At 69.1% G+C, this 23,995-nt stretch carries 24 protein-coding genes; 11 read left to right on the top strand and 13 right to left on the bottom strand.

The window, feature by feature from the left end; all coding sequences use genetic code 11:
- The gene (locus tag FDA38_RS05200; RefSeq protein ID WP_170989583.1) at window positions 1–903 is read right to left on the bottom strand and encodes a hypothetical protein; all 903 of its coding nucleotides are present in this window, start codon (window positions 901–903) and stop codon (window positions 1–3) included.
- On the opposite strand from FDA38_RS05200, the gene FDA38_RS05195 reads away from it, so the two are divergent.
- Complete coding sequence (locus tag FDA38_RS05195; RefSeq protein ID WP_233714530.1) at window positions 884–2,191, top strand: GNAT family N-acetyltransferase; 1,308 nt, start codon at window positions 884–886, stop codon at window positions 2,189–2,191. The genes FDA38_RS05200 and FDA38_RS05195 overlap by 20 nt on opposite strands.
- Here FDA38_RS05195 and FDA38_RS05190 read toward each other — a convergent pair.
- The gene (locus FDA38_RS05190) at window positions 2,188–2,814 is read right to left on the bottom strand and encodes a PH domain-containing protein (protein WP_137252904.1); all 627 of its coding nucleotides are present in this window, start codon (window positions 2,812–2,814) and stop codon (window positions 2,188–2,190) included. The genes FDA38_RS05195 and FDA38_RS05190 overlap by 4 nt on opposite strands.
- Before the next feature lie 165 nt (window positions 2,815–2,979).
- Between FDA38_RS05190 and FDA38_RS05185 the strand changes: the two genes are divergently transcribed.
- Genes FDA38_RS05185 through FDA38_RS05175 form a run of 4 tightly spaced genes read left to right on the top strand, consistent with a single transcriptional unit; the run spans window position 2,980 to window position 5,995 of the window.
- A complete protein-coding gene (locus tag FDA38_RS05185; protein ID WP_137252903.1) occupies window positions 2,980–4,374 on the top strand; it encodes an OFA family MFS transporter in 1,395 nt (464 codons plus the stop codon).
- Window positions 4,371–4,478, top strand: coding sequence for an MFS transporter small subunit (locus tag FDA38_RS43750; RefSeq protein WP_417466407.1), 108 nt, complete (start codon window positions 4,371–4,373; stop codon window positions 4,476–4,478). The genes FDA38_RS05185 and FDA38_RS43750 overlap by 4 nt, the downstream gene beginning before the upstream one ends.
- A 48-nt stretch (window positions 4,479–4,526) precedes the next feature.
- Window positions 4,527–5,453: a helix-turn-helix domain-containing protein gene (locus FDA38_RS05180; RefSeq protein ID WP_137252902.1), complete on the top strand. Its 927-nt coding sequence runs from the start codon at window positions 4,527–4,529 to the stop codon at window positions 5,451–5,453.
- Window positions 5,450–5,995: an MOSC domain-containing protein gene (locus tag FDA38_RS05175; protein ID WP_137252901.1), complete on the top strand. Its 546-nt coding sequence runs from the start codon at window positions 5,450–5,452 to the stop codon at window positions 5,993–5,995. The genes FDA38_RS05180 and FDA38_RS05175 overlap by 4 nt, the downstream gene beginning before the upstream one ends.
- Here the strand turns inward: FDA38_RS05175 and FDA38_RS05170 are convergent.
- The 3 genes from FDA38_RS05170 to FDA38_RS05160 form a co-directional block, all read right to left on the bottom strand.
- Entirely contained in the window at window positions 5,967–6,782 is an 816-nt protein-coding gene (locus FDA38_RS05170) for a biotin--[acetyl-CoA-carboxylase] ligase (protein ID WP_137252900.1), read from the bottom strand. The genes FDA38_RS05175 and FDA38_RS05170 overlap by 29 nt on opposite strands.
- Window positions 6,779–9,406 carry a phosphoenolpyruvate carboxylase gene (locus tag FDA38_RS05165; RefSeq protein ID WP_137252899.1) on the bottom strand — a complete coding sequence of 876 codons (2,628 nt, stop codon included), beginning with the start codon at window positions 9,404–9,406 and terminating at the stop codon, window positions 6,779–6,781. The genes FDA38_RS05170 and FDA38_RS05165 overlap by 4 nt, the downstream gene beginning before the upstream one ends.
- A gap of 100 nt (window positions 9,407–9,506) precedes the next feature.
- On the bottom strand, window positions 9,507–10,133 hold the full coding sequence (locus FDA38_RS05160; protein ID WP_137252898.1) for a TetR/AcrR family transcriptional regulator: 627 nt from the start codon (window positions 10,131–10,133) through the stop codon (window positions 9,507–9,509).
- Between the two features lie 65 nt (window positions 10,134–10,198).
- Between FDA38_RS05160 and FDA38_RS05155 the strand changes: the two genes are divergently transcribed.
- On the top strand, window positions 10,199–10,675 hold the full coding sequence (locus tag FDA38_RS05155; RefSeq protein WP_137252897.1) for an SCP2 sterol-binding domain-containing protein: 477 nt from the start codon (window positions 10,199–10,201) through the stop codon (window positions 10,673–10,675).
- 2 nt (window positions 10,676–10,677) lie between these two features.
- Here FDA38_RS05155 and FDA38_RS05150 read toward each other — a convergent pair whose 3' ends face one another.
- Window positions 10,678–12,435: a hypothetical protein gene (locus FDA38_RS05150; protein WP_137252896.1), complete on the bottom strand. Its 1,758-nt coding sequence runs from the start codon at window positions 12,433–12,435 to the stop codon at window positions 10,678–10,680.
- A gap of 89 nt (window positions 12,436–12,524) precedes the next feature.
- Here FDA38_RS05150 and FDA38_RS05145 point away from each other — a divergent pair, with 89 nt between their 5' ends.
- The 3 genes from FDA38_RS05145 to FDA38_RS05135 are packed head-to-tail and all read left to right on the top strand — an operon-like array spanning window position 12,525 to window position 14,655.
- Complete coding sequence (locus tag FDA38_RS05145; protein WP_137252895.1) at window positions 12,525–14,102, top strand: acyl-CoA carboxylase subunit beta; 1,578 nt, start codon at window positions 12,525–12,527, stop codon at window positions 14,100–14,102.
- Window positions 14,099–14,293, top strand: coding sequence for an acyl-CoA carboxylase subunit epsilon (locus FDA38_RS05140; protein ID WP_137252894.1), 195 nt, complete (start codon window positions 14,099–14,101; stop codon window positions 14,291–14,293). Before FDA38_RS05145 ends, FDA38_RS05140 begins: the two co-directional genes overlap by 4 nt.
- 11 nt (window positions 14,294–14,304) lie before the next feature.
- Window positions 14,305–14,655, top strand: coding sequence for a hypothetical protein (locus FDA38_RS05135; RefSeq protein WP_137252893.1), 351 nt, complete (start codon window positions 14,305–14,307; stop codon window positions 14,653–14,655).
- A gap of 6 nt (window positions 14,656–14,661) precedes the next feature.
- Here the strand turns inward: FDA38_RS05135 and FDA38_RS05130 are convergent, their stop codons facing one another.
- Together FDA38_RS05130 and FDA38_RS05125 are read right to left on the bottom strand one after the other, a co-directional pair.
- On the bottom strand, window positions 14,662–15,852 hold the full coding sequence (locus tag FDA38_RS05130) for a Maf family nucleotide pyrophosphatase (RefSeq protein WP_137252892.1): 1,191 nt from the start codon (window positions 15,850–15,852) through the stop codon (window positions 14,662–14,664).
- Complete coding sequence (locus FDA38_RS05125) at window positions 15,849–17,540, bottom strand: DUF885 domain-containing protein (protein ID WP_202877559.1); 1,692 nt, start codon at window positions 17,538–17,540, stop codon at window positions 15,849–15,851. The genes FDA38_RS05130 and FDA38_RS05125 overlap by 4 nt, the downstream gene beginning before the upstream one ends.
- Window positions 17,541–17,607: 67 nt before the next feature.
- Between FDA38_RS05125 and FDA38_RS05120 the strand changes: the two genes are divergently transcribed.
- The gene (locus FDA38_RS05120) at window positions 17,608–18,816 is read left to right on the top strand and encodes a neutral zinc metallopeptidase (RefSeq protein ID WP_137252891.1); all 1,209 of its coding nucleotides are present in this window, start codon (window positions 17,608–17,610) and stop codon (window positions 18,814–18,816) included.
- Here the strand turns inward: FDA38_RS05120 and FDA38_RS05115 are convergent.
- Both FDA38_RS05115 and FDA38_RS05110 read right to left on the bottom strand, forming a co-directional pair.
- Window positions 18,796–19,131: an MmcQ/YjbR family DNA-binding protein gene (locus tag FDA38_RS05115; RefSeq protein WP_137252890.1), complete on the bottom strand. Its 336-nt coding sequence runs from the start codon at window positions 19,129–19,131 to the stop codon at window positions 18,796–18,798. The genes FDA38_RS05120 and FDA38_RS05115 overlap by 21 nt on opposite strands.
- A gap of 2 nt (window positions 19,132–19,133) precedes the next feature.
- The gene (locus FDA38_RS05110) at window positions 19,134–20,534 is read right to left on the bottom strand and encodes a DHA2 family efflux MFS transporter permease subunit (RefSeq protein ID WP_137252889.1); all 1,401 of its coding nucleotides are present in this window, start codon (window positions 20,532–20,534) and stop codon (window positions 19,134–19,136) included.
- A 94-nt stretch (window positions 20,535–20,628) separates the two neighbouring features.
- Between FDA38_RS05110 and FDA38_RS05105 the strand changes: the two genes are divergently transcribed.
- Complete coding sequence (locus tag FDA38_RS05105; protein WP_137252888.1) at window positions 20,629–21,168, top strand: TetR/AcrR family transcriptional regulator; 540 nt, start codon at window positions 20,629–20,631, stop codon at window positions 21,166–21,168.
- Here the strand turns inward: FDA38_RS05105 and FDA38_RS05100 are convergent.
- From FDA38_RS05100 to FDA38_RS05090, 3 genes are read right to left on the bottom strand one after another with little or no spacing between them, the layout of a single operon-like run.
- The gene (locus FDA38_RS05100; RefSeq protein ID WP_137252887.1) at window positions 21,165–21,713 is read right to left on the bottom strand and encodes a hypothetical protein; all 549 of its coding nucleotides are present in this window, start codon (window positions 21,711–21,713) and stop codon (window positions 21,165–21,167) included. The genes FDA38_RS05105 and FDA38_RS05100 overlap by 4 nt on opposite strands.
- Window positions 21,710–23,011 carry a DUF58 domain-containing protein gene (locus tag FDA38_RS05095; protein WP_137252886.1) on the bottom strand — a complete coding sequence of 434 codons (1,302 nt, stop codon included), beginning with the start codon at window positions 23,009–23,011 and terminating at the stop codon, window positions 21,710–21,712. The genes FDA38_RS05100 and FDA38_RS05095 overlap by 4 nt, the downstream gene beginning before the upstream one ends.
- Window positions 23,008–23,991 (bottom strand): AAA family ATPase, encoded by a 984-nt coding sequence (locus tag FDA38_RS05090; RefSeq protein WP_137252885.1) that lies wholly within the window; start codon window positions 23,989–23,991, stop codon window positions 23,008–23,010. The genes FDA38_RS05095 and FDA38_RS05090 overlap by 4 nt, the downstream gene beginning before the upstream one ends.
- Window positions 23,992–23,995 lie beyond the last annotated feature (4 nt).

Here is a 23,995-nt window from a genome sequence, read left to right as displayed (position 1 = left end):
TCACTCCCCGAACGGCGGTTTGAAGGTTGCGTTGCCGTCGGTCCAGTGGAAGTAGACCGGGTCCGTGAAGGTGGCGGGCACCTTGCCGATCGACTGGATGACGGTGGTCGTCCCAGTGGCGTGGCCGACGGCGTACAGGTAGCCGTTGTGGGTGTCGCGGTCGATGCCGAGCAGGAGCGTGCCGTACTGGCCGCACTGCTGCGCGAGCAACGTCTCGAAACCCTGCCAGGTTGAACTGCGGACCTGCTTGACGATCGGTTTCATCGGTGCGCTCGCCGGGATGTGGATCGTGTACAGCGCGCCGCCGCGGGTGTTCGCGAGGAACGTGTCGTACGTCTTGGTGGAGCTGATCAACGCCATCGACTTCACCGACGCGAACCCGGGTGCGGACGCCTTGCTCCGCCAGACACCGCCTTTGTCGACGGTCCAGCGGAACAGCGTGCCGTCGTTGCGCAGTCCGTACGTGTTGTGCCGGAGCACCCCGTCGTAGTACGTCGTCTCGTTGAGGGAGAGGAACGTCCCCCAGCCGCCGCCGACCCGCTTCACCCCGCCGTCGATGACGCCGTTCTCGCCGGTCGAGTAGTTCGCGAAGTACAACGCATCGCCCAGGATGCTGTAGCCCGACACGAACGCGACGCTGATCCCGTCATCGCCTCGCGACATCGACGAGCTGACTCGAACCCCTCCGGCGGGATACACCTTGAGCCCGAGGATCCGACTGGCCGGCGCTGTCGGCGGAACGCCCGAGAAGACGCCCTGTTCGCGATGGTCGCCGCCCGCCGTCACCGATCCCACCGCGACGGAACAGCCTCCGACGGCGCTGGGCTTGGCGGCGGCCGTTCCAGGCATCAGGCCTGCTGCGATCAGCAATGCTGCTGACGTCGTGCCGAGAATCTTGATCATCTGCACCACCCCTTTCGCAGGCTCGATGCTCGCGGAGGGGCTGAAGTTGTCGGAAGGGCATGTGAAGATGCCGTACGTGACCGATATCGAGGTGCGGGCGGCCGAGGCTGGAGAGTTCGACGCGGTCCGGGGGGTGTTCAGCGCGGCGATGATGTTCGAGGTGACGCCGGATGATCTCGCGCAGCAGCTGTTCGAGCCGGAGCGGACGTTGGTGGCGGTCGACGGCGGGGAGTTGATCGGGACCACGCTGGCCTTGACCCGGAACTTGTCCGTCCCGGGTGCCGTCGTGCCTGCGGCGCATGTGACCGGGGTCGGCGTCCGGGCGACGCATCGGCGGCGCGGAGTGCTGTCCCGGTTGATGAGCCGGCAGCTGCGCGAGGTGCCGGAGGCGATCGCGGTCCTGTGGGCCAGCGAGCCGGCGATCTACGGCCGCTTCGGGTACGCCGCGGCCGCCTGGGGTACGTCGTACGAGGTCGATCTGCACCGCGTCGGCCCCCCGACCGGACCGATCCGCCCGGGCGAGCTCGGCGAGCTGACCAAGGACGAGGCGCTCAAGGAGCTGCCCCGCATCCTCGGCGAGATGCAGCGGGTGCGAGCCGGCGTGTCCGACCGCTCGGAGCTGCGCTGGCAGAAGCGCCTGGAGGACAAGCCGGACGACCGCGGCGGCCGGACCGCACTCCGCATTGCCGTCCACCGCGACGAGACCGGGACCGTGGACGGCTATGCCCTGTGGCGCGGCAAGATGATCTGGGGCCCGACGGGTCCGGCGTACGAGGTGAACCTCGAGGAGCTGGTTGCGCCGACGGCTACGGCGTACCGGGTGCTGTGGCAGCACCTGCTCACGATGGACCTGAGCGCCAAGCTCGGCTACGGCTACGCAGCCGTCGACGAGCCGCTCCTCCAACTCGTCAGCACTCCGACGGCGCTGGACCGCCGAGTCAGCGAGTCCCTCTGGATCCGCATCACCGACGTCCAACGGGCCTTGCAGGAACGCCAGTACACCGTCCCGCTCGACGTCGTCCTGGAGGTAACCGACGACCTGATCGAGAAGAACGCCGGCACCTTCCGCCTGACCGCGTCCGACTCAGGCGTCACCTGCGAACCCACCGATTCGCCGGCCGATCTGACTCTCTCGACCACCGAGTTGAGCGCCGCCTACCTGGGCGGCCGCCCACTCGCCGAGTTCGCCGCCACGGGCCGGGTCACCGAGCACACCACAGGCGCGCTCAACCAAGCCACAGCAGCCTTCCGGTCGCCGCTCGCGCCGGTCAGCGTCGAGGTCTTCTAGCGGTCGTCGTCCGAGCTGAACAGGGTTTCGCCGTCGTCGGTTCGCGGCGACTGCTGCTGTTGTTGCTGCTGCGGGCGGCGGCGCATGTGCTCCGGCGGCTCCTCGTCGTCGAGGATGCCGTCGCCGGGTTTGCCGTCGGGGCCGCCGAACAGCAGGTCTGACATCTGCAGGTGGACGTGCTCGACGTGCGGTACGTCGGGGAGCACCACCTGACCGCGCTCGCCGGCGGACTCGATGTGGAGGGTGCCGCAGCCGAGGATGCGGTCGATCAGGCCGTGTTCGTACGACACGTCGTTGACCCGCATCAGCGGGATGTCGCGGCCGGTCCGGGTGAGGATGCCGTGCCGGGTGATCAGCCGGCGGTTCGTGATCGTGTACGTCGAGAAGAACCAGTTCAGGAACGGCTTCAGCGCGAACGCCGCCAGGATCACCACACCGACGGCGAGGATCGCGATCCGCGCCGGGGTCTGCAACGACCCGGTCGGCACGATCGCGGCCAGGAAACCGCCCGCACCCGCCACCACCAGCAGCAGAAGCACCGGCCCGATCAGCGCCTTCCAGTGCGTCCGGGTGCTGACGACGACGTACTCGTCCTCACCCAACAACTTCGCCGAGATCGCCATACCCCCAGTCTCACAGCTACCGGGTCCGAATGTCCTGTCCCGACACGTCCGAGGGCAACCGGTGGGTACCTATCGGGCGACAAAGTGGTTCAACGCTTCACAAAGTGCATACAGTGAGCCAAGATGCGCGAGGGGTAGTCAACTGGGGGACGAGAAGGAGCCGTGATGGCAGTCTTGTCGATACTCGATCGGGAGCACACGATCGCGCCGCCCGGGTACAGCCGCTGGCTGATCCCGCCGGCCGCGCTGGCCGTCCACCTGTGCATCGGGCAGGCGTACGCGACCAGCGTCTACAAGACCTCGATGGTGAAACACTTCGACAGTAGTCAGACCGCCGTCGGCGTGGTGTTCAGCATCGCGATCGTGATGCTCGGCCTGTCCGCCGCGGTCGGCGGCACCTGGGTCGAGCGCAACGGCCCACGGAAAGCGATGTTCGTCGCCGCTTGTTTCTGGGCCACCGGCTTCCTCGTCGGCGCCCTGGGCATCGGCACCGGCCAGCTCTGGCTGGTCTATCTCGGGTACGGCGTGATCGGCGGCATCGGTCTCGGGATCGGCTACATCTCGCCGGTCTCCACGCTGATCAAGTGGTTCCCGGACCGCCCGGGTCTCGCGACCGGCCTGGCGATCATGGGCTTCGGCGGCGGCGCGCTCGTCGCGAGCCCGCTGTCGCGCCAACTACTCGGCGCGTACGACTCCAACTACGACCCCAACGTCAGTACGTCGGTTGCCGGCGGCAGCGCGCTGGTCGGACTGTTCGTCACGCTGGGGATCGGCTACTTCATCATCATGATGTTCGGCGTCTTCAACATCCGGGTGCCGGCCGAGGGCTGGACACCGGACGGTTTCGACCCGAAGACCGTGCAGCAGAAGGCGCTTGTCACCACTGCGAACGTCTCGGCGGCGAACGCGATCAAGACGCCGCAGTTCTGGTTCCTCTGGGTGGTGCTGTTCTGCAACGTGACCGCGGGTATCGGCATCCTCGAGCAGGCGAGCCCGATGATCCAGGACTTCTTCCGCGGTGACGGCGGCAAGTCGAGCGTCGCGGTCGCGGCGGCAGCCGGATTCGTCGGGCTGCTGTCGATCTTCAACATGGCCGGCCGGTTCGGCTGGTCGACGACGTCGGACGTGATCGGCCGCAAGCCGATCTACGCGATGTACCTCGGCGTCGGGATCATCGCGTACGCCCTGCTCGCGACCGTCGGCCACACCAGCACGGTGGTCTTCGTGCTGCTCGCCGCGATCATCATCTCGTTCTACGGCGGCGGGTTCGCGACGGTTCCGGCGTACCTGCGGGATCTGTTCGGCACGTACCAGGTCGGCGCCATCCACGGCCGACTGCTGACCGCGTGGTCGGCGGCGGGTATCGCCGGGCCGCTCATCATCAACGGATTCCTCGACCACGAAGGCAAACCGGGCACGTTGACCGCATCGGCGTACCGGCCGGCGTTGTTCACGATGGTCGGCGTACTGGCGGTCGGCTTCATCGCCAACCTGCTGATCCGCTCAGTGTCCGAACGGTTCCACGAGCAGTCCGAGTCGACCGTGGAGGCTTCCCGATGAATCAGACCCCACGCCTGGTGATCTCCTGGCTCCTGGTCGCCGTCCTCCTCGGCTACGGCGTCATCGAGACCCTGATCACCGCGGTCAAAATCTTCACCGAGTAAAGCGAAAACGATCAAGCACAACACCAAGGCGGCGAGCACGATGGTCCCATGACCGACGTGCTCGCCGCCTTCGTCTCGGTACTCACCGACGCCCTCGACGACCACGCCGCGAACGGCGCCGACCTGGCCGCCCGGCTCCAGCTCTCGCGGTCGCATCTCGATCGGATGGTCGCAGCCGCGGCAGGTGAAAGTCCGGGCGCGCTCCGACGGCGGATCCTGCTCGAGCGATCGGCGTACCAACTGCTGACCGGGACCGGGCACATCCTCGATGTCGCGGTCGAGGCCGGCTACGGGTCGCACGAGGCGTTCACGCGTGCCTTCACCCGGGCGTACGGCGTACCGCCTGCGGAGTGGCGTGGCCGGCCGGACCGGATCCGGCTGGAGACGTCGAGTGGCATCCATTTCCACCCGCCGAACGGGCTGCGGGTGGCGGCCAGGGACGAGGTGAGTTCGATGGAGCTGGTGCGGACGATGGTTGATCACCATGTCTGGTTGCTCGGCGAGATGCTCGGCCAGGCGGCGACGCTGACCGACGAGCAACTCGACCGGCCGATCGAGATCTCGGTCGAGGGAATCGATGACCACCCGACGCTGCGCTCGCTGCTGTCCCGGCTGGTCGGCCAACTCGGTATGTGGCATGCGAACCTGACCGGTCAGGAGTACGACTTCTCTGTAGAACAACAGGAGTACGACTTCTCTGTAGAACAAGGGGAAAGCGTCCAGAGCATGCGCCACCGTCTGGCCGACGTGGGTACGGCGTTCGCGGCCGACGTCGGCGAGCTGTGCGGCGCGAATCGGCTTGATGAGTTGATCGTGTGTCCGGGTGAGAACGCCGAGGTGTACACGGCCGGCGGGATGATCGCGCATGTGCTGACGTTCGGGTCGTACCGGCGGACGCTGGTGGCCGGGGCTCTGCACGATGCGGGATGCGACGACCTGGACAGCGGCGATCCGATTCGGTGGATCGGGCGATGACGGCGCGGGTGGTGGCGGTCAACGTTGTGTTCGAGGTGATTCGTGGGCCGACACGGTGGACGGCGATCGACAAGCGGCCGGTGCGCGGGTCCATCGAGGTCAGCGAGCTCGGGCTGGTTGGTGATCGGCAGTGCGATACGCGGTACCACGGCGGGCCGGACAAGGCGCTCTATGCGTACGCCGAGGAGGATGCCGACTGGTGGTCGGGTGAACTGGGTCGCGACATCCCACCGGGGTTGTTCGGGGAGAACCTGACGACCGTCGGGCTGGATGTCACCGGCGCGGTGGTTGGAGAGCGGTGGCGGATCGGGGGGCCCAAGCACGGGATCCTGGTCGAGGTACGGTCGCCGCGGACGCCGTGCGGGAACTTGTCCGGGCGGATGGGGATCCACCGGTTCCATCATCGGTTCGCGAAGACAGGTCGCGTGGGCGCCTATCTGAAGGTGCTGGAGACAGGTTCGGTGCGCGAAGGGAACCGCATCACGGTCGTGCACCAACCCGAGCACGGCCGGACTATTGGTCAGCTGTCCTCAGGTGGGTGACGTCGCCGGCGGCCAGTGGGCGAGGGCCGTCGGGGGTGTCGACGATCAGCCGACCGTCGTCCGCCAGGTCCCGGGCGACGCCTTCCAGAAACGTGCCGTCCGGTAGCTCCACACGGACAGATCGCCCGAGGGTCGCGGACAGTTCGCGGTACTCCGGAAGCACCACAGACGGATCACCGCCAGCGTCGACCCAGACCTGATAGCGAGACGCGAGTTCGCGGAGTACGGCGGCCATGACCGTCGCGCGGTCGGTGGTGACTGCTTTCTCCAGTGCCAGTGACGTCGCAGCCTCGTGCGGCTTCTCGTCGGCGCGGAGCGTCACGTTGAGGCCGATGCCGACCACCGCGGCCGGGCCCTCGATCCGCTCGAGCAGGATGCCGGCGAGCTTGCGGTCCTCGATCAGTACGTCGTTCGGCCATTTCACCTGCGCCGGCACCTCAGCAACCGCACGCACAGCAGCCGCAACCGCCAGCGGCACCAGCAAACCGAGCCAAGGCCACCGGGCCGCCTCCACACTCACCGGACGCAGCAAAACCGACATCAGCAGCGCAGAGCGAGGTGGTGTCGTCCATGTCCGCCCCAGCCGCCCCCGACCGGACGACTGGTACTCCGCAGCGACAACCAGCCCTTCGGCTTGTCCACCAGCGGCCGCGGCCGCCACGACCGCATTGGTCGACGGCGTCTCCGCGAGTACGTCGATCTGCGTCCACAGCGCACCGGGACGCACCAAGCGGCCCCGCAGGAACTTCTCGTCCAGCGGAGGCCGCTCCAGGTCGCTGAATCTCATCCGGTGTTCTGCAGACCGGCGGCAACGCCGGAGACGGTCAGCAACAGCAGCCGTCGGGTCCGGACGATCTGCTCCTCGTCCAGCGAGTCGTCCGTACGGAGCGTCCGCAGCGCCCGCAGCTGCAGGTAGCTGAGCGCGTCGACGTACGGGTTGCGCAGCTCGACCGCACGGCCCAGCACGCGCCGCCCCTGGAGCAAACGCTCCTCGCCGAGCACCTTGAGCACCCACTCGGTGGTGAGCGCGTGCTCGTCGAGCATCTTCTGCGTCAGCTCCGGCCGGTCGCCCAGCTCCAGGTACCGGCCGAGGATCCGCCGGTCCGTCTTCGCCAGCGACATCTCCGCGTTCTCCAGCATCACCTGGAACAGCGGCCAGTTCTGGTTCGCGTCCTGCAGCAGTGCGACGTCCCCGACGGCTGCCAGCGCAGTACCGAGGCCGTACCAACCCGGTGCGTTCACCCGGGCCTGCGACCAGGCGAACACCCACGGAATCGCTCGCAGGTCCTCCAGCGACGACACCGCCACCCCGCGACGAGCAGGCCGCGACCCGAGCGGCAGCTGACCGAGCTCCTCCAGCGGAGTCACCCGGCCGAACCACTCCGCGAACCCGTCCGCCTTCACCAGCCCGTGGTACGCCGTACGCGCCGCCTCGTCGAGCGTCTTCTCCATCACCGCGAACCGCTCCGCCGCCGCAGTGGCCCGCTCCTCGATCGCGGGAGTGGATGCCAGCAGCGTCGCCGCGGTCACCTGCTCGATGTGCCGCTGCGCGATCGGTGCGTTCCCGTACCGCGCCGGGATCGCCTCACCCTGCTCAGTCAGCTTGAACCGACCAGCCACCGACCCAGGAGCCTGCGCCAGTACGGCGCGGTTCGCCGGACCGCCGCCACGACCCAGCGCACCACCACGACCGTGGAAGAGCGTCAGCCGGATCGCGTTGCGCTGCGCCCACGCGGTGATCCGCGCCTGCGCGTCGTACAGCGCCAGCGTGGCCGAGACGGGTCCGACGTCCTTGGCGGAGTCGGAGTACCCGAGCATGACCTCGAAGCGCCGGTCGTTCGCGGTGAGCCGGTGCCGCACCCGGGTGAGCTGGATCGCGTTGTCCAGCACCTCCACCGAGTTCTGCAGGTCCTCACCGGTCTCGAACAGCGGTACGACGTCCAGCTCGATCGGACGCCCGTCCAGCGCGGCGTCAGCCAGCTCGTAGACGGCGGCCAGGTCGCCGGCGTTGCGGGTGAACGACACGACGTACCGACGGCAGGCATCCGGGCCGAAGCGCTGCTGGATCTGGCCGATCACCCGGAGCGTCGCCAGTACTTCTTCTGTCTGGTCGGACAGCTCGCCGCCGCCCAGCACCTCTTCGAGAGCCTTGGCGTGCACCGAGGAGTGCTGGCGGATCTCCAGCTCGGCCAGGTGGAAGCCGAACGAGTTCACCTGCCAGATGAGCTGCTGCAGTTCGCCGAACGCCTGGCGTGGTGCGCCAGCCGTCACCAGCGAGTCCTGCAGGACCTTGAGCTCGTGCAGGAAGTCAGCGGCCCGCGGGTAACCGAAGTCCGCGTCACGGGATCGGGTCGCGGCCAGCCGACGCGCTGCGAGCAGCAGGAGCTGCCGGTGCGGCTCGGCCGGCGAGCGGGTCTCGATGTCCGCGATCAGCTCCGGGTTGACCGCCCGGGCGTCCTCCAGGATGCGGCGTACCGGTGCGGACGGCGGAGTGGTCGCGGCGTCCAGGGTGAGCGCGCGGCCGAGCGCCTCGGTGGCTTGCTCGAGCGCCCGGAGGACGTGGTCGGCCTGGATCTGCATGGCCTCCCGGGTGATCGCTGCGGTGACGTTCGGGTTGCCGTCGCGGTCGCCACCGATCCAGGAGCCCAGGTGCACGAACGGCGCGACCACCGGCGTACGGGTGCCGGCTGCGTCACCGGCCAGCGCGTCGTCGAGCCGGCGATACACGTTGCCCACGACATCGAACAGGGTCTCTTCGAACACGGCCATCGCCGAGCGGACCTCGTCCAGCGGAGTGGGCCGGCTGGTGCGGAGTTGCGACGTACGCCAGAGGACGTCGACCTGCTCGACCAGGCGGCGACGGTTCTCCGCCAGGTCACTGTCGCCGGCCCGCGGGTCGTGGCGCTCGTCCAGCAGCGAGGAGATGCGCCGGATCGTCGCCAGTACGGCGCGGCGCCGGGCCTCGGTCGGGTGCGCGGTCAGCACCGGGCGGAACTCCAGCCCGTTCAGCAGTGCGCGGGCCTGCTGCTCGCCGCTGTCGCGGGCGATCTGCTCGACGGCCTGGGCCAGCTCGGACACCACGGCCTCGCTGCCGGCCCGGTCGCGCTCCCGCAGTACGCGGGCGCGGTGCAGCTCCTCGCTCAGGTTGGTCAGGTGGAAATAGCAGGTGAAGGCCCGCGCCACGTCCTCGGCCCGCTCGTACGGCCACGACGCGACCAGCTGCTCAGCCGCGGCGCCGTCACCGGCGATCGTCAGCTCGCGCAGTTTCTCGACGTCGTCGAGCAGCGGCTGTCCGGCGTACTCGACCAGAACCTTGCCGAGGATCTCGCCGAGCAGGCGGACGTCGGCCCTGAGTTCTTCAGGCACCTCGAACCGCGCGCGGGTACGGGTCTCACTACCGGTCTCGCTCACGTTCGCCCACCCTATCGGCGGACGCCCGTCGATGCCGCACAGTCCAGCCACTGGAAGCCGATCGTGACCGCCCGTTCAGCTACTTCACAGTATGTCGCGCTCAGACGTTGCCGAAGCCGCCGGCGACGACCTGGGAGACGGTCTTCGCCAGCTCGGCCGGGCTGCGGTCGGTGCCGTCGACCACGAGCATCCGGGCGCAGGACTCGGTCATCGAGGCGAGCAGTTCGGCCAGGATCGGGAGGTTCGCATCGGGGTCGGCGACACCGGGGAGGGACTGGAGCAGGGTCAGGCGCAGGCTCTCGACCAGGAACGCGCGGGCGGCGCGGACCCGCTCGGCGACGACGGGCGCAGCGCCGTACTGCGCGCCGAAGACGATCCGCCACGACTGCGGCTGCTCGGAGACCGCGGTCAGGAACGCGGTCAGGCCCTCGAGGACGTGTTCCTCCGGGGTGCCGACGCTCGGGTCCGCGGGCAGCGCGGCGACGATCGAGACGACGAGGTGCTGCTCCTCGCGGGCGAGCAAGGCCAGTAGCAGCTCGTCGCGGTTCGCGAACGAGTCGTAGACGACGGGTTTGGTGACGCCGGCCGCATCCGCGACGGACTGCATCGTCGTACCGGCGAAGCCGTTCGCCGAGAACACCTCGAGCGCGGCGTCCAGGATCAGCGGCCGACGGCGCTCCGGACCGAGATGACGAGCCCGCCGACGTCGTTCAGGGTCCCCAACCACTTGACAAACCTACCGCATCGTAGGAAATTCCTACAGTCCGGTAGGAACTGCCGCGGGGGTGGTCGATGACCGAGCGAGGCAGTGCTGGTTGGCTGGAGTCCGAGGGCATCACGACCTTGGACGCGAGCGAGCTGGCCCGATTGGTCGACCGGACGTCGGAGCGGGAGCTTCGGCATCGTCTCATCGGGGGAGTGCGAGAGGTCGCGTTGCGCGAGATCTTTCGCCGGATGCCGGAGTACCTCCGACCCGCCCGGGCTGCCGGGTTCGACGCTGTGATCAGCTGGCAGATCACCGGCGCGGGCGGGGACGGTCATTCCGTCGACGAGTACTGGATCCACGTCCACGACAGCCGCTGCACGGTGTCGTCGACGCCGCCTGCCCCGGCGGACATCTCGATCCGCACGGATCCGGCCACGCTGCTGCGCATCGTCACCGGCAACGAGGACCCGATCGTTGCCGTCCTCAAGCAACGCCTGTCGGTCCGCGGCGACCTGGCCCAGGCCGCCCGCCTCACCAAACTCTTCGCCGTCGGCCCCGCCTGACCTCAGCGGTCCAGCGTGGGGCGCTTCGGGTCGGCGTTCGAGGTGGTTCGAGCCGTCGTCTGAGAGGCAGCAGGAGCCTGTGCCTGCGGGCGAGTGAGCGCCGGGTCGTGCCCGGACGCGAAGCGCGCCGCCGACTCCTGCTCCCGCGCGAGCGACTCACGCCGAGCCATACCGGGCGCCTCCGCGTAGGTCTCACTCATCTTCACCGCGACCTCGCCGACCAACGTGCCGTACTCCGGCGCCGAGTCGTCATACAGCGCGTTGTCGAGTACACCCGGCAGCGCCGCGAACTGAAGGTCGACCTCGTCCGTGATCCGGCTCAACGCAAACGGCCGCTCAACGGCCTGTACGCCGGAACCCGCCACCAAATCCCCCACCGCCGCCTGAACCATCCGCGGCGCGCTCTCCCCCGCCATCCGCCGAAGCGTCACGCCCTCCTCAGCACCCACAGCCTTGTCGATGACCGCCGCGAACGAGCGAGCCGCCGGCGCCAGCCGCCCATCAGGCTCCGGCGCCCGCGCCTGCCGCACCTGGATCGCAAGCTCGTACGGCAACGAACGGTCCGCAAGATCCCGCAGGTTGTCCTCGGCAAACGCCGTACCGACCGCCTGCTCGATCGTCGCGTACTCCGCTGCGACCGCCCCGACCGCCGCCTCGTGCCGCTCGTCGAACTCCTCCGGCACAGCCCAGCGCGCGTACTCCGCCGCCACGAACTGGAACGCCTCCCGCGCAGCGGTCGCATCCGAAGCATCGAGCGGGTGAGTCCTGCTGCTCTCGAGCAGCTTCCCGAGCGCCACCGCCTGCTCCCGCGGAAGCTTGAGTGTCGTCGCGGCACCACCTCCAGACTCGATCCCGCCGTCCCACCGCGAGTTGGGTGCGTCGAGGACCTCCCCGACAGCGCCTTGGATCTGACCGCACAGCTCGGCGACCGAGTCCGGTCGCGCGACCGCAGGCGGCCAGCCGATGGTGTCGAAGTACTGATGCAGGTGGGCGATCTCCTCGTTGGCATCCTGGCTGGCCGTCGTGATCGCGGTCGACCCGAATCCCGCCAGCTGCTGCCGATCCGCCAGTACGGCGCCGATCTCCGGCCCCGGAGCCTCCCGCTCGTGGTTCTCGAACTGGGCCTCGAGATCATCGGCGATCCGCGTCGTCAGGTCGTTCCGCTCCGACGCCGGCAACGCCGTGAACCCCGGCCGCGACTGCAGCAGCATCCTGGCCGCCGCCGTCGCGTGCGCGCCACGACCGGCGGCGACGAGCTCCCGCAGTACGACGCGCTCCGGCCGCCCGGTCCGCGCGCTGATCGCCACGACGGCCGCATGCGCAGCCAGCACGTCGCCCTCGATCCTCGGAGGCGGGAAGATGCCGAGATCGTCCGGCCGCCCGTCCGGCCGAAGCTCGGCGACCAGCCGCGGCGTCTCGTACTGCGCGTACAACCGGCTGTTCGCCGCCTCGAACCGCGACTGGCCGTAGGAATACAGAGACTCCGGGGCCGGCTCCCGGGGTTCCAGTACTCCGGCGCAGCTGGCTACCGTCTCGACCAGGGCGTCCCGGATCCCCGCCCGCTGGTCCGCCTCGCCGGGCCGCGGCGCGAGCCGGGCCGGAATGTCGAGGTTGTCCACCAGCAGGCGCAGTCGCCGCTGGTCGGACCGCGTCACCCGCTGGGCGATCTGGTTGCCGACGGCCAACGACCAGCTCCCGGTGTCCCGCTCGACCAGCCTGTTGATGCTCCGGATCAGATCACCGACCTGTGCGTCCGCCACGGCGAGAACCTACCGGCGGCCAGGTTCAGCGACGCGTTGCGGCGGACGTCACAGGCGGTACGGCGTACTGACGCGTAGGCTGCGCGTTCATGGGAGAGACGGTGAACATCCACACCACGGCCGGGAAGCTCGCGGACCTCGAGCACCGGCTGGACGAGGCCGTGCATGCCGGATCCGAGCGCGCCGTGGAGAAGCAGCACGCGCGCGGTAAGAAGACCGCCCGTGAGCGGATCGAGCTGCTGCTCGACGAGGGCTCCTTCTCCGAGCTGGACGAGTTCGCCCGGCACCGCTCGACCAGCTTCGGCCTGGACGGCAACCGCCCGTACGGCGACGGCGTGGTGACCGGGTTCGGCACCATCGACGGCCGGCAGGTGTGCGTGTTCGCACAGGATTTCACCGTCTTCGGCGGCAGTCTGGGCGAGGTCTTCGGCGAGAAGATCGTCAAGGTGATGGACCTGGCGATGAAGATCGGCTGCCCGCTGATCGGTATCAACGACTCCGGCGGCGCCCGGATCCAGGAGGGCGTGGTCTCCCTCGGCCTGTACGGCGAGATCTTCCGCCGCAACGTCCGGGCGTCCGGTGTCATCCCGCAGATCTCGCTGATCATGGGCCCGTGCGCGGGCGGCGCGGTCTACTCCCCCGCGGTCACCGATTTCACCGTGATGGTCGACGAGTCGTCGTACATGTTCATCACCGGTCCCGACGTGATCAAGACCGTCACCGGCGAGGACGTCACCCAGGAGGAGCTCGGCGGCGCCCGGACGCACAACACCAAGTCCGGTAACGCGCACTACCTCGGCAGTGACGAGGAGGACGCGATCGAGTGGGTGAAGGCGCTCGTCGGTCACCTCCCGCAGAACAACCTCGAGGACCCGCCGGTGTACGACGCCCCGGCCGATCTCGAGCCGACCGAGACCGACCTCGCGCTCGACACGCTCGTCCCGGACTCGCCGAACCAGCCGTACGACATGCACACCGCGATCGAGGCGGTCGTCGACGACGGTGAATTCCTCGAGGTGCACGCGCTGTTCGCGCCGAACCTGATCGTCGGCTTCGGCCGGGTCGAGGGCCGCCCGGTCGGCGTGGTCGCGAACCAGCCGATGCAGTTCGCCGGCACGCTCGACATCGACGCGTCCGAGAAGGCGGCCCGCTTCGTCCGTACCTGCGACGCGTTCAACCTGCCGATCCTGACCTTCGTCGACGTCCCCGGTTTCCTGCCCGGCACCGACCAGGAGTGGAACGGCATCATCCGCCGCGGCGCCAAGCTGATCTACGCGTACGCCGAAGCGACCGTCCCGATGATCACCGTGATCACCCGCAAGGCCTACGGCGGCGCGTACGACGTGATGGGTTCGAAGCATCTCGGCGCGGACATCAACATCGCCTGGCCGACCGCGCAGATCGCGGTGATGGGCGCACAGGGCGCGGTCAACATCCTGTACCGCCGCGAACTGGCCGGCGCCGAGGACGCGGAGTCCCGCCGCCAGCAGCTGATCACGGAGTACGAGGACCACCTGGCGAACCCGTACATCGCGGCCGAACGCGGCTACATCGACTCGGTCATCAAGCCCAGCGAGACCCGCGCCGAAATCATCCGCGCCCTCCGCCTGCTCCGCACCAAGCGCGACACCCTGCCCCCGAAGAAGCATGGGAACATCCCCCTGTGATCGAGATCCGCAAAGGCAACCCGACCCCGGAGGAACTCGCCGCCCTGGTCACGGTGCTGGCCGCTCGCGCCGCCGCACCCGCGCCGGCACCGGACCCGCAACGCGCCAGCAACTGGGCAATGTACTGGCGCAACGCGCGCACCCCGCTCCGCCCCGGCCCCGGGCAGTGGCGCGCCAGCGCTCATCCGTAAACACTGACGGTATGGCTAAGTACGCGGTCAATCCCGAAGCCGTCGACAACGCACGCAAGCTGATCGACGCGCGGCAGTACGTGCTGGACAGCGACTGGGGCGAGGCGCAGCCGCGGGCCGACGACCAGAACGCCTACCTCGAGAAGCACAGCTGGGACGAGTACGGCGCTTGGCACCTCGGGCTCACCGACGGCGCCGGCGAGGAGACCAAGGCGCGCTACGCGTTCGTACTCGGCGACTTCCGCCGGATCCACCGCACCGCGCTGATCGCCTCGGTCTACCGAGCCTCCGAGTGGCGTCACAAAGAGGTCGAGCTGGCAGCTCACGACCTGCTGCAGTACCTCGACGCCAAGACCGCCTGACCGGATTCAGAGGCGGCGGAAGCGGACCAGCGGGTAGACAGGGGACTCGCCGGTGTTGCGGGTCGGGCCGTAGAAGGTTGTTACGCCGTCGAGGAGCAGGCCGTGGCGGGCTGCGGTGGCGGCGAGGTGGGCGAGGGAGTCCTGGGAGCGGGTGTCGTTGGGGCCGCGGCCGTCGGCGTAGCGGCTGGCGTCGGTTTTCTCGGTGGTGGTGACGAAGACGCCGTCGGTGCGGAGTACGCGGGCGACCTCGGCGATCACCGGCTCGCTGTCGTTGAGCAGGTGGAGGAGCCAGACCGCAACCACCGCGTCGCAGCGGCGGTCTGCGATCGGGAGCGTCGCCGCATCGGCCGCGAGTACGTGACCGGGGAGGCGGACGCGGGCGTGCTGGAGCATGGCGGGTGAGAGGTCGACGCCGTGTACCAGGTTGCCTAGGGCAACGAGCTCGGCGCCGACGATCCCGGTCCCGACGGCGAGCTCAAGAACGCGTCCGCCCTTGGGGAGCAGCGAATCGACCGCCTCGGCGGCAGCCACGGCGCGGGTGAGACCGCCGCGCGTCTCGTCGTACGTCGAGGCGACGGTCTCGTCGTAGGTGTACTCCGAGGTGGTCTTCCACAGCTCGGGCCACGCGATCCCGACCTGGGCGAGCATGCGCCGGAGCAACGGCAGCGAGATACCGACGACGTTGTGGTAATCACCTTCGACACCCGTGACGAACGGGCCACCGAGACCGTCGACGGTGAAGGAGCCGGCGACGACGAGCGGCTCGCCGGTGGCGACGTACGCGTCGATCTCGTCGTCGGTCAGGTCGGCGAAGTGGACCGTGGTCGACGCGAGTTCGCGGAGCTCCTGCTTGGCCGAGGTGTCGATCAGGCAGTGCCCGGTGTGCAGTACGCCGCTCCGCCCGCGCATCATCCGCAGCCGCTCGCGCGCGATCTCCGGCGTACCGGGTTTGCCGTACGCGACACCGTCGAGCTCGAGGACCGAGTCGCAGCCGAGCACGGTCGCGTGCTCGGTCAATGAAGCGACGACCGCACGCGCCTTCAACGTCGCAAGCAGACGCGCAAGCTCGCCAGGGCTCTCGGCCGTGATGTGGTCCTCGTCGACGCCGGAGACGATCACCTCCGGCTCGACGCCGGCGCCGCGCAGGGTCTTCAGCCGGGCCGGCGAGGCCGACGCCAGCACGAAACGCAGGCTCATAGCTTCGCCAGCGCCCGGCGCAGCGGGTCCAGACCGATCGATCCGAGGTTCAGCGCGTCCGAGTGGAACGCCCGCAGATCGAACGCGGATCCCTTGCGCTGCTTAGCTTCCTCGCGCGCCTGCAGCCAGATCCGCTCGCCGACCTTGTACGACGGCGCCTGCCCCGGCCAGCCGAGGTACCGGTTGAGCTCGGCCTGCAGGAACTGGGTCTCCATCCGGCAGTGCGCGCGGAGGAACTCGAACCCGAGCTCGGCGTTCCACCGCTCCCCCGGCCGCCAGCCGAACGGGTTGTCCCGCGGGACCTCCAGCTCCAGATGCATGCCGATGTCAACGATCACCCGCGCCGCCCGGAAGCCCTGCGCGTCCAGCATCCCGAACCGCGCGCCCGGTTCCTCGAGGTACCCCAGCTCTTCCATCAGGCGTTCGGCGTACAGCGCCCAGCCTTCGCCGTGTCCGGAGACCCAGCAGGCGATCCGCTGCCAGCGGTTCAGCAGGTCGGTCCGCAGCATCGTCTGAGCGACCTGGAGGTGATGCCCGGGCACGCCCTCGTGGTAGACGGTCGTGACCTCGCGCCAGGTGGCGAACTGCTCGACCCCCGTCGGCACGGCCCACCACATCCGGCCCGGCCGGGTGGTCAGGTCCTCACTCGGCTGCGTGTAGTAGATCGAGCCGTCCGAGGTCGGCGCGATCATGCACTCGAGCGTGCGGATCTCGTCGGCGATGTCGAAGTGCGTACCGCCCAGCTCGGCGACGGCGGCGTCGGACAGCTGCTGCATCCAGTCGCGGAAGGCGTCCTTGCCGCGGATCGTCCGCGCCGGGTCGTTGTCCAGCAGCGCGGCCGTTGCCTCGATGTTCCGCTCGCCGCCGTTCAGGCCGGCGGCGATGTCCTGCATGTCGTTCTCGATCCGGGCCAGCTCGGCCCAGCCCCACGCGTACGTCTCCTCGAGGTCGATCGCCGCGCCGAGGAAGCTGCGCGAGGCCAGCTCGTACACCTCCCGGCCGCACGCGTCCCGCTGCGGCGCCCGCGGCGCGAGGTCGGTCGCGAGCCACGCGCCGAACTGGTCGAACGCCTTACGGGCCGACGCTGCCGCGGCCTCGACCGTCGACTTGACCGCACTCTCGGGCGCCTGCGCGGCCAGCCCGGCGAAGAAGTCGTCGCCGTCGGCACCGGTCCAGCTGGCGATCCGCTCGGCCAGCCCGTTCACCTGCCGTACGGCGGAGATCCGGCCCAGCGCGGCCTGTTCGAGCAGCGTCTCGCGGTACCCGTCGAGCGTCGTACCGATCTGGTTGAGCCGGATCGCGACCGTCTCCCAGTCCTGCTCGGTGTCCGTCGGCATCAGGTCGAACACCTGCCGCAGCGCCGCCGGGACCGACGAGATCGCGTTCAGCTGATGCTGCGGTACGCCGGCGTCGTAGCGCTCGAGCTCCAGCCCGAGCCGCTCCACCAGCGCGTCCTTGGCGACCTCCTCCCGCGGACTCGCGGGCTCGATCGCCTGCGCCGCGGCAACGGTCTGCCGGGTCAGCTCGATCCGCGCCTCGAAGCCGGCCGGCGTGAAGTCCGGCAGCTCATGGTCGTGGCCGGCGATCCCCAGCTCGGTGGCGGTGATCGGGTCGAGCACGATCTCCTGCTCGAGGTGCCGTTCAGCCAGCTGGTCGATCGGACTGTTCGGTGTACGGGCATCAGTCACGCAGCCGACCCTACCGTCCGGGATACTGTGGCGGTCGCTTTTTCGGACGCACAGAAGAGGAACGGCGTTGAGCCAGCCACCCTACGGGCCGCCCGGCCAAAATCCGCCGTACCCGCCTAACCCGCAGTACCAGCAGCAGTACCCGCAGCAGCAGCAGCCGCAGTACCAGCCGATGTACGGACAGCCACCGCGTCAGTACGGCGGGCCGCCGCCGCAAGGCCCCGGCTTCGGTTGGGGTCCGAGCTTCGGAGCACCTGGTCCTGGTCCCGGCTGGCAGCCGCAGCGGCCGCGGAAGAAGTCGAAGGCGCCGCTGATCGCGATCCTGTCGATCGTCGGCGTCGCGATCGTCGGCGGCTGGATCATCGGCGTGATCAAGAAGAACGCCGACGACGTCACCACCCCGCCGGTGAGCCCGAGCCGCTACACCCCGGAGCCGACCGGCGCGCCCACCGAAGAACCGACCGAACAGCCCACGGAGCAGCCGACCGAGCAGCCGACCGAGCAGCCGACCAGCACGGAGACGACGACCACGACGGCGCCGAAGGTGTCGGACTCGACGGTCGTGGCCAAGAACGCGCTCTACAAGGTCGGCCAGATGAAGACGGTCAACTGCAAGGAGCCGCGGGTCCGGCCGACCAACGCGCGCAACGCGGCGGCGTACTGGACCGCGATCAAGCCCTGCCTGGACAAGGCGTGGGCGCCGCTGGTGGCGAGGGCCGGCTACAAGTTCAAGCCGCCGACGATGACGTTCTGGGCCGGCACCAACGCGACCGGCCCGTGCGGCACCGGTCCGGTCAGCGTGCCGTACTACTGCTCGGCCAACAACAACCTGTACATGAAGGTCGACGTGTTCGTGCAGGCCTACACGGAGTACCCCGACGCGGAGTCGAAGGCGTACGCGCGGATGTGGTACACCCGCTCGGTCGCGCACGAGTACGGGCACGGCGTACAGAACATGACCGGCATCCTGCAGGCATCGGACAACATCCGGTACGAGCTGACCAACTACGACGACCGGACCCGGCAGACCCGCCGGATGGAACTGCAGGCGAACTGCTTCGCCGGCGTCTTCCTCGCGGTCAACAAACGCACCTACCCGATCAGCGGCGAGATGCTCTACGTCTGGAACAAGTGGGTCGTGACCGCCGGCGACAAGCCGGAAGAGGGCGACCACGGCAGCGTCGCGAGCCAGCAGCGCTTCATGGGTACGTCGTTCAAGACCGGCAACCCGGCCAGCTGCAACACGTTCGCGGTGTCACCCAGATACGTCAGCTAGCCCCGGCGGCGCGACCTGCTGCCACGAGTCGAGCAGGATGTCGTGCAGTTCGTCGGCGTCCTCGAGCGCGGCGAGGCGGGCCCGAACCCAGTTCGAGCCCGCCTCGTGCTTCGGCACCCAGAACTTCTCGGGTTCCGCCGCGATCAGTTCCTCGCGTTCCAGCCGGGGACACCGAACCGCGAACGACGTCTGGTCGTCCGGCACCGTGACGAACATCCGCCCGGCGACGTCGAACGTCGGGTGTCCCCAGCGCTTCTTCTCCACCGTCTCCGGGAAGGACAGCGCGATCCGGCGTACGTCGTCTGCGTCCAGCACGGTCACACTTTAGAGCGACCCGGCAGCAGGAAGGCGACCAGCGCACCGACCGTGACGACCGCGGCACCTGTCCAGACCGCGGGCACCAGCCCGGCGGCGTAGCTGGTCGGCGACTCGTACGACCCGGACGAGGCGAACACCGACGCGAGTACGGCGACGCCCATCGCGACCCCGACCTCGCGGATGGTGTTGTTCGTACCGGACGCCACGCCGCGGTCAGCGTCGGACGCGCTGTTCATCACCACGCTCGCGGTCGGCGCGAAGGTCAGCCCCATCCCGATCCCGGCGAGGATGAACGGTACGACGAGATCGCCGTACTGCGTTGTCGCCGTCGTGATCAGCGCGATCCACCCGAGTGCAGCGGCCAGGAACAACTGACCGGTGACGATGAGCGTCCGCGGGCCGACTCGATCCACGATCAGACCGGCGATCGGCGCGACCACGAGCGGAGCCGCGGTCCACGGCAGCGTACGGACACCGGACTGGAAGGGCGTGTAGCCCTGCACGACCTGGAAGAACTGCGCCAGCAGGAACACCGACCCGAACACGCCCACCGCGAAGGTGAACGCGACGACATTCACCACGCTGAACGAGCGGACCGAGAACAACCGCAGCGGCAGCATCGGCGCCGACGTACGGCTCTCCCAACCGACGAAGGCAGCGAGCAGTACGACGCCCGCGATCAGCGAGCCGAGTACGCCGCCGGACGTCCAACCGTCGTCGGCTCCGTGCACGACACCCCACACGATCGACAGCACGCCGGCCGTCGCCAGAACCAGCCCGAGCAGGTCGAGCCGCTTCGCCGCACCCTTGGACTCGGTCAGCACCCGAGCGGCGAGCAGTACTGCGAATACGCCGACCGGCACGTTCAGCCAGAAGATCCACTGCCAGTTCAGACCGTCGACAACCGCTCCGCCGACCACAGGACCGACGGCGACACCGAGGCCCGAGATGCCGCCCCAGGCGCCGATCGCCGCGCTCCGCTGCTTCTCCGGTACTGCGCCCGCCAGCAACGTCAGCGACAACGGCATGACGGCCGCGGCTCCGATGCCCTGGATCGCGCGGAACGCGGTCAGCATCCACGGCTCCGTCGCCAGCGCGCAGGCGGCCGACGCGAGCGTGAACAGCGCGATCCCGGCCAGGAACATCCGCCGCCGGCCGAGCCGGTCGCCGATCGCGGCCGCGGTCAGCAGCAGCGCGGCGAAGGCCAGCGTGTAAGCGTTCACGAACCACTGCAGGTCGGACAGCGACGCGTTCAGCTCGGTCTTGATGACCGGCAGCGCGTTCGTCACGACCAGGTTGTCCAGCGTGACCATGAAGGTGGGAATCCCCACCGCGGCCAGCACCACCCCGAGCCCACGGCTCCGGGTCCCCACCACTTCCCTCTCGACGAGAGCGGTCATCGCAAGCTCCAAGTTGTAATTGACTGATAACTTCACTGATGACGAGAGTATGCATCGACTGATAACATGTCAAGCGTGTTCGAGAGGAGCTGGGATGACGAGGGTTAGGTTGACCGCCAAGGAGCGCGGCGCAGAGGTCCTGGAGGCCGCCGTCCGCGCGTTTGCCGCGTCCGGGTACGAAGGCACCAAGACCGATGAGATCGCGCGGATGGCCGGGGTCTCACAGCCCTACGTGATCCGGTTGTTCGGCACCAAGCAGCAACTGTTCCTGGCCGCGGTGCAGAGCGTGTGCACACGGATCGAGGAGATCTTCCGCGAGGCCGCCGAGGAGTCTCCCGAGCTGGGCGCTCTGGGCCGCAACTACAAGGCGCTGCTCGGCGAGCCCGAGTTGCTCCTGGTCCTGCTGCACGGCTTCTCCGCCAGCGGTGACCCGGCCATCGGCGACTGCGTCCGGGAACGCTTCGGCAGCATCTACACGCTGATCCGCGACCTGACCGGCGCGACTCCGCAGGAGGCCCGCGAGTTCCTCTCCGCCGGCATGCTGCTGACCGTCATGTCCGCGATGCAGGTCATCGGCCCGAACGCGATCCCGATGCCCTGGGCCGAGGAGATCGAAGGCACCCTCGGCAACTAGCTCCGATCCAGCTTCTGCCCGGCGGCGAACCAGATAGTCGCCGTCCCCAGCCCCATCGCAACCACCGTCACCACCAGCGATCCCGGAACATCCGCTCCCTGGACCAAGGCAGCCGCCAAAGCCACCACCGGCACCAACAACGAGGCGATTGCCGTAGGCAACCACCAACGCCGCAGCGCTGCCGGATGCACGCGCGCGTACGACGGCAGCTGAGCCGCGAACGCGGTGGCCAGATGCACCACCACCAGCGCCACCGCCGTCACCACCAGGCTCCAGCTGATGTCGGCCGGCGCCCGCACCAACCACCCCAGCGCGACCACCACCAGCAACACGAACCCCGCCAGCGAATCCGGCAACACAACAGTTGCCAACAGCATCGGTACGCCGACCAGCGGGATCAGATCCAGCTGGTCCCACGACTGAACAGCCGGTACGACGAGCGCGACAGCGCCCGCAACCGCAATCACCAACCGGGCATAGATCACCGCCCGCCCGGACGCCCGCAGTTGCGCCAGCCAGAGCGTGATCTTCTCGGCCGTACTCATGAGCGGATCCTCGGTGCCGCAGACAGCCGCGCGGCGTCCCGCAGTACCTCATCCAGCGTCCCGGAGCCACGCCACGGAACCGTCGGGACACCGAGGTCGCTGAGGCGGTCGAGGTCGCGGCGTCGTTCGAGCAACCGCAGGCGCCAGGCGAGCGGCCAGGACCGGACGTCATGCGCCTCCGGCTCCAGGATCGAGGTGATGTCCGGCGGCAACGTGTCGATCGCGATCACCGTGCAGCCGGAGTGGACCAACGTGACGATGTAGCCGAGCATCACCGGACGCAGCAGCGGGCTCAGCACGAGCACCAGGCTGTCCGACCGGACCCGGTTGCGCCGCGCCAACTGCTCCTCGTCCTGCTGCCGACCGCGACGATCCGCATGCACGAGCGTGTCCAGGATCCGCCGCAGATGCGCGCGCCCGCTCCCCGACCGCACGCCACGGAACAGGCTGCCGGTGTCGATCAACCGCACCCGGTCGCCGTTGCGCAAGTAGTGCTCCGCAACCGCAGCAGCTGCGCGTACGGCGGTGTCGAGGCTCGACGACCGCCCGTCGATCCCTTCACTGACCCCGATCTCGCCACCGGTGTCGACCATGATCACGACCTCGGTGTCGCGGTCCGACCAGGTCGACGTGACATGCAGCTCCCGCGTCCGGGCCGACACCGCCCAGTTGATCCGCCGCAGCCGGTCGCCCGTCCGGAACGGCCGTACGCCGGCCAACTCCGTCCCTTCACCCGGCCTCCGCGACCGGTGCAACCCGACCAGCCCAGCCGGCCGCGGTACGGCGTCGACCGCCTCGAAACCTTCCCGCAGCGGCAGCGTCGTCACCGCCTGCGACTCCACCGACGTCACCTGGACCCGGTACGCCCCGACAGCCGATGTCGCCGTGACCGTTGGCCGCTCCAACGACCGCAGTCCCCACCGCTTCGACCGTACGCCGACCTCCAGCTGCACTTCACCGTTCGAGACCGGCTCCGCGATCGCCGCCTGCGGCGGGTCGTACTGGAACCAGGCCGTCCGCGGCAGCGCCGCCACGATCAGGTCGATATCCGGATCGACCCCTTCCGGTACCCGCAGCCGGTACGTCGTCGCCTGCCCCTCGAACAGCACGTCCGCGTCCAGCTCGGTGTGTACCTCCGGCTGCTCACTAGGCCGGAAGAACCGCCCCCAGCCGGCCAGGAACGCCAACGGCAACCCGAACACGGCAGCGTCCGGCCGCCGGAACAGTACGGCGACCGCGAGCAGCACCGCGGCCACGCAGATCGCCCGGATCTGCGCGTGCGTCGGACGCCACCTCATGCGCTGGTAGCGCCGACCACCGTGGGCGGCGCCGCGACCGAACCGAGCACCGTCCGCACAACTGTCGCCCCCGTGACCTCATGCAGCCACAGCTCCGGCCGCACAGTGATCCGGTGCGCCAGCGCAGCCACGGCCACCGCCTTCACATCCTCCGGTACGACGTAGTCGCGGCCCTTGATCACCGCGTACGCCCGGGCCGTCAGCAGCAGCGCCAACGAACCACGCGGCGACGCACCGACCAGCACCTGCGAGTCCCGACGGGTCGCCGCGGCCAGGTCGACGCAGTACTGGCCGACGGTGTCGTCGACGGTCACCCGCTCGACGGCCTGCTGTGCAGCGAGCAGGCCAGCCGCGTCGGTCACCGCGTCGACGGTCTGGTCTTCACTACGACGGCTCATCCGACGCCGCAGTACCTCCCACTCCTCCGCGGGGCTCGGGTAGCCGAAGCCGATCCGCAGCATGAAACGGTCGAGCTGGGCCTCCGGCAGCGGGTAGGTGCCCTCGTACTCCACCGGGTTCGCCGTGGCGAGCACGTGGAACGGAGTCGGCAGCGGGAAGGTCTGTCCCTCGACGGTGACCTGGTGCTCCTGCATCGACTCCAGCAGGGCGGCCTGCGTCTTCGGTGGCGTCCGGTTGATCTCGTCGGCGAGCAGCAGGCCGGTGAAGATCGGGCCGGGCCGGAAGACGAACTCGGACTCCTTCTGGTCGTACACGAATCCGCCGGTGACGTCCGACGGCAGCAGGTCCGGCGTGAACTGCACCCGCCGGAACCCCAGCCCGAGCGCCTGCGCGAACGACCGCGCGGCCAGCGTCTTCGCGAGACCCGGGTAGTCCTCGAGCAGCACGTGCCCGCCGGCCAGGACGCCCGCCAGCACCAGCTCGAGGGCCTCGGCCTTCCCGACCACGGCCTGGCTGACCCGCTCCAGCACCTGCCGGCACAGGTCGGAGACCTCGTCCAGCGTCAGCTCGCCATCAGTCACAGGT

Source organism: Kribbella jiaozuonensis, from assembly GCF_005233875.1.
GTDB lineage: Bacteria > Actinomycetota > Actinomycetes > Propionibacteriales > Kribbellaceae > Kribbella > Kribbella jiaozuonensis.
Note: the sequence above shows the minus strand (reverse complement) of the source record. Positions and strands in the feature narration are given on the sequence as shown.

Bases quoted from the DNA above. Each gene is read 5' to 3' on its own strand.
- FDA38_RS05175 (WP_137252901.1), top strand. From the start codon at position 5,450: ATGACGGCGCGGGTGGTGGCGGTCAACGTTGTGTTCGAGGTGATTCGT.
- FDA38_RS43750 (WP_417466407.1), top strand. From the start codon at position 4,371: ATGAATCAGACCCCACGCCTGGTGATCTCCTGGCTCCTGGTCGCCGTC.
- FDA38_RS05200 (WP_170989583.1), bottom strand. From the start codon at position 903: ATGATCAAGATTCTCGGCACGACGTCAGCAGCATTGCTGATCGCAGCA.
- FDA38_RS05130 (WP_137252892.1), bottom strand. From the start codon at position 15,852: ATGAGCCTGCGTTTCGTGCTGGCGTCGGCCTCGCCGGCCCGGCTGAAG.
- FDA38_RS05105 (WP_137252888.1), top strand. From the start codon at position 20,629: ATGACGAGGGTTAGGTTGACCGCCAAGGAGCGCGGCGCAGAGGTCCTG.
- FDA38_RS05190 (WP_137252904.1), bottom strand. From the start codon at position 2,814: ATGGCGATCTCGGCGAAGTTGTTGGGTGAGGACGAGTACGTCGTCGTC.
- FDA38_RS05145 (WP_137252895.1), top strand. From the start codon at position 12,525: ATGGGAGAGACGGTGAACATCCACACCACGGCCGGGAAGCTCGCGGAC.
- FDA38_RS05170 (WP_137252900.1), bottom strand. From the start codon at position 6,782: ATGAGATTCAGCGACCTGGAGCGGCCTCCGCTGGACGAGAAGTTCCTG.
- FDA38_RS05135 (WP_137252893.1), top strand. From the start codon at position 14,305: ATGGCTAAGTACGCGGTCAATCCCGAAGCCGTCGACAACGCACGCAAG.
- FDA38_RS05180 (WP_137252902.1), top strand. From the start codon at position 4,527: ATGACCGACGTGCTCGCCGCCTTCGTCTCGGTACTCACCGACGCCCTC.
- FDA38_RS05110 (WP_137252889.1), bottom strand. From the start codon at position 20,534: ATGACCGCTCTCGTCGAGAGGGAAGTGGTGGGGACCCGGAGCCGTGGG.
- FDA38_RS05155 (WP_137252897.1), top strand. From the start codon at position 10,199: ATGACCGAGCGAGGCAGTGCTGGTTGGCTGGAGTCCGAGGGCATCACG.
- FDA38_RS05095 (WP_137252886.1), bottom strand. From the start codon at position 23,011: ATGAGGTGGCGTCCGACGCACGCGCAGATCCGGGCGATCTGCGTGGCC.
- FDA38_RS05185 (WP_137252903.1), top strand. From the start codon at position 2,980: ATGGCAGTCTTGTCGATACTCGATCGGGAGCACACGATCGCGCCGCCC.
- FDA38_RS05100 (WP_137252887.1), bottom strand. From the start codon at position 21,713: ATGAGTACGGCCGAGAAGATCACGCTCTGGCTGGCGCAACTGCGGGCG.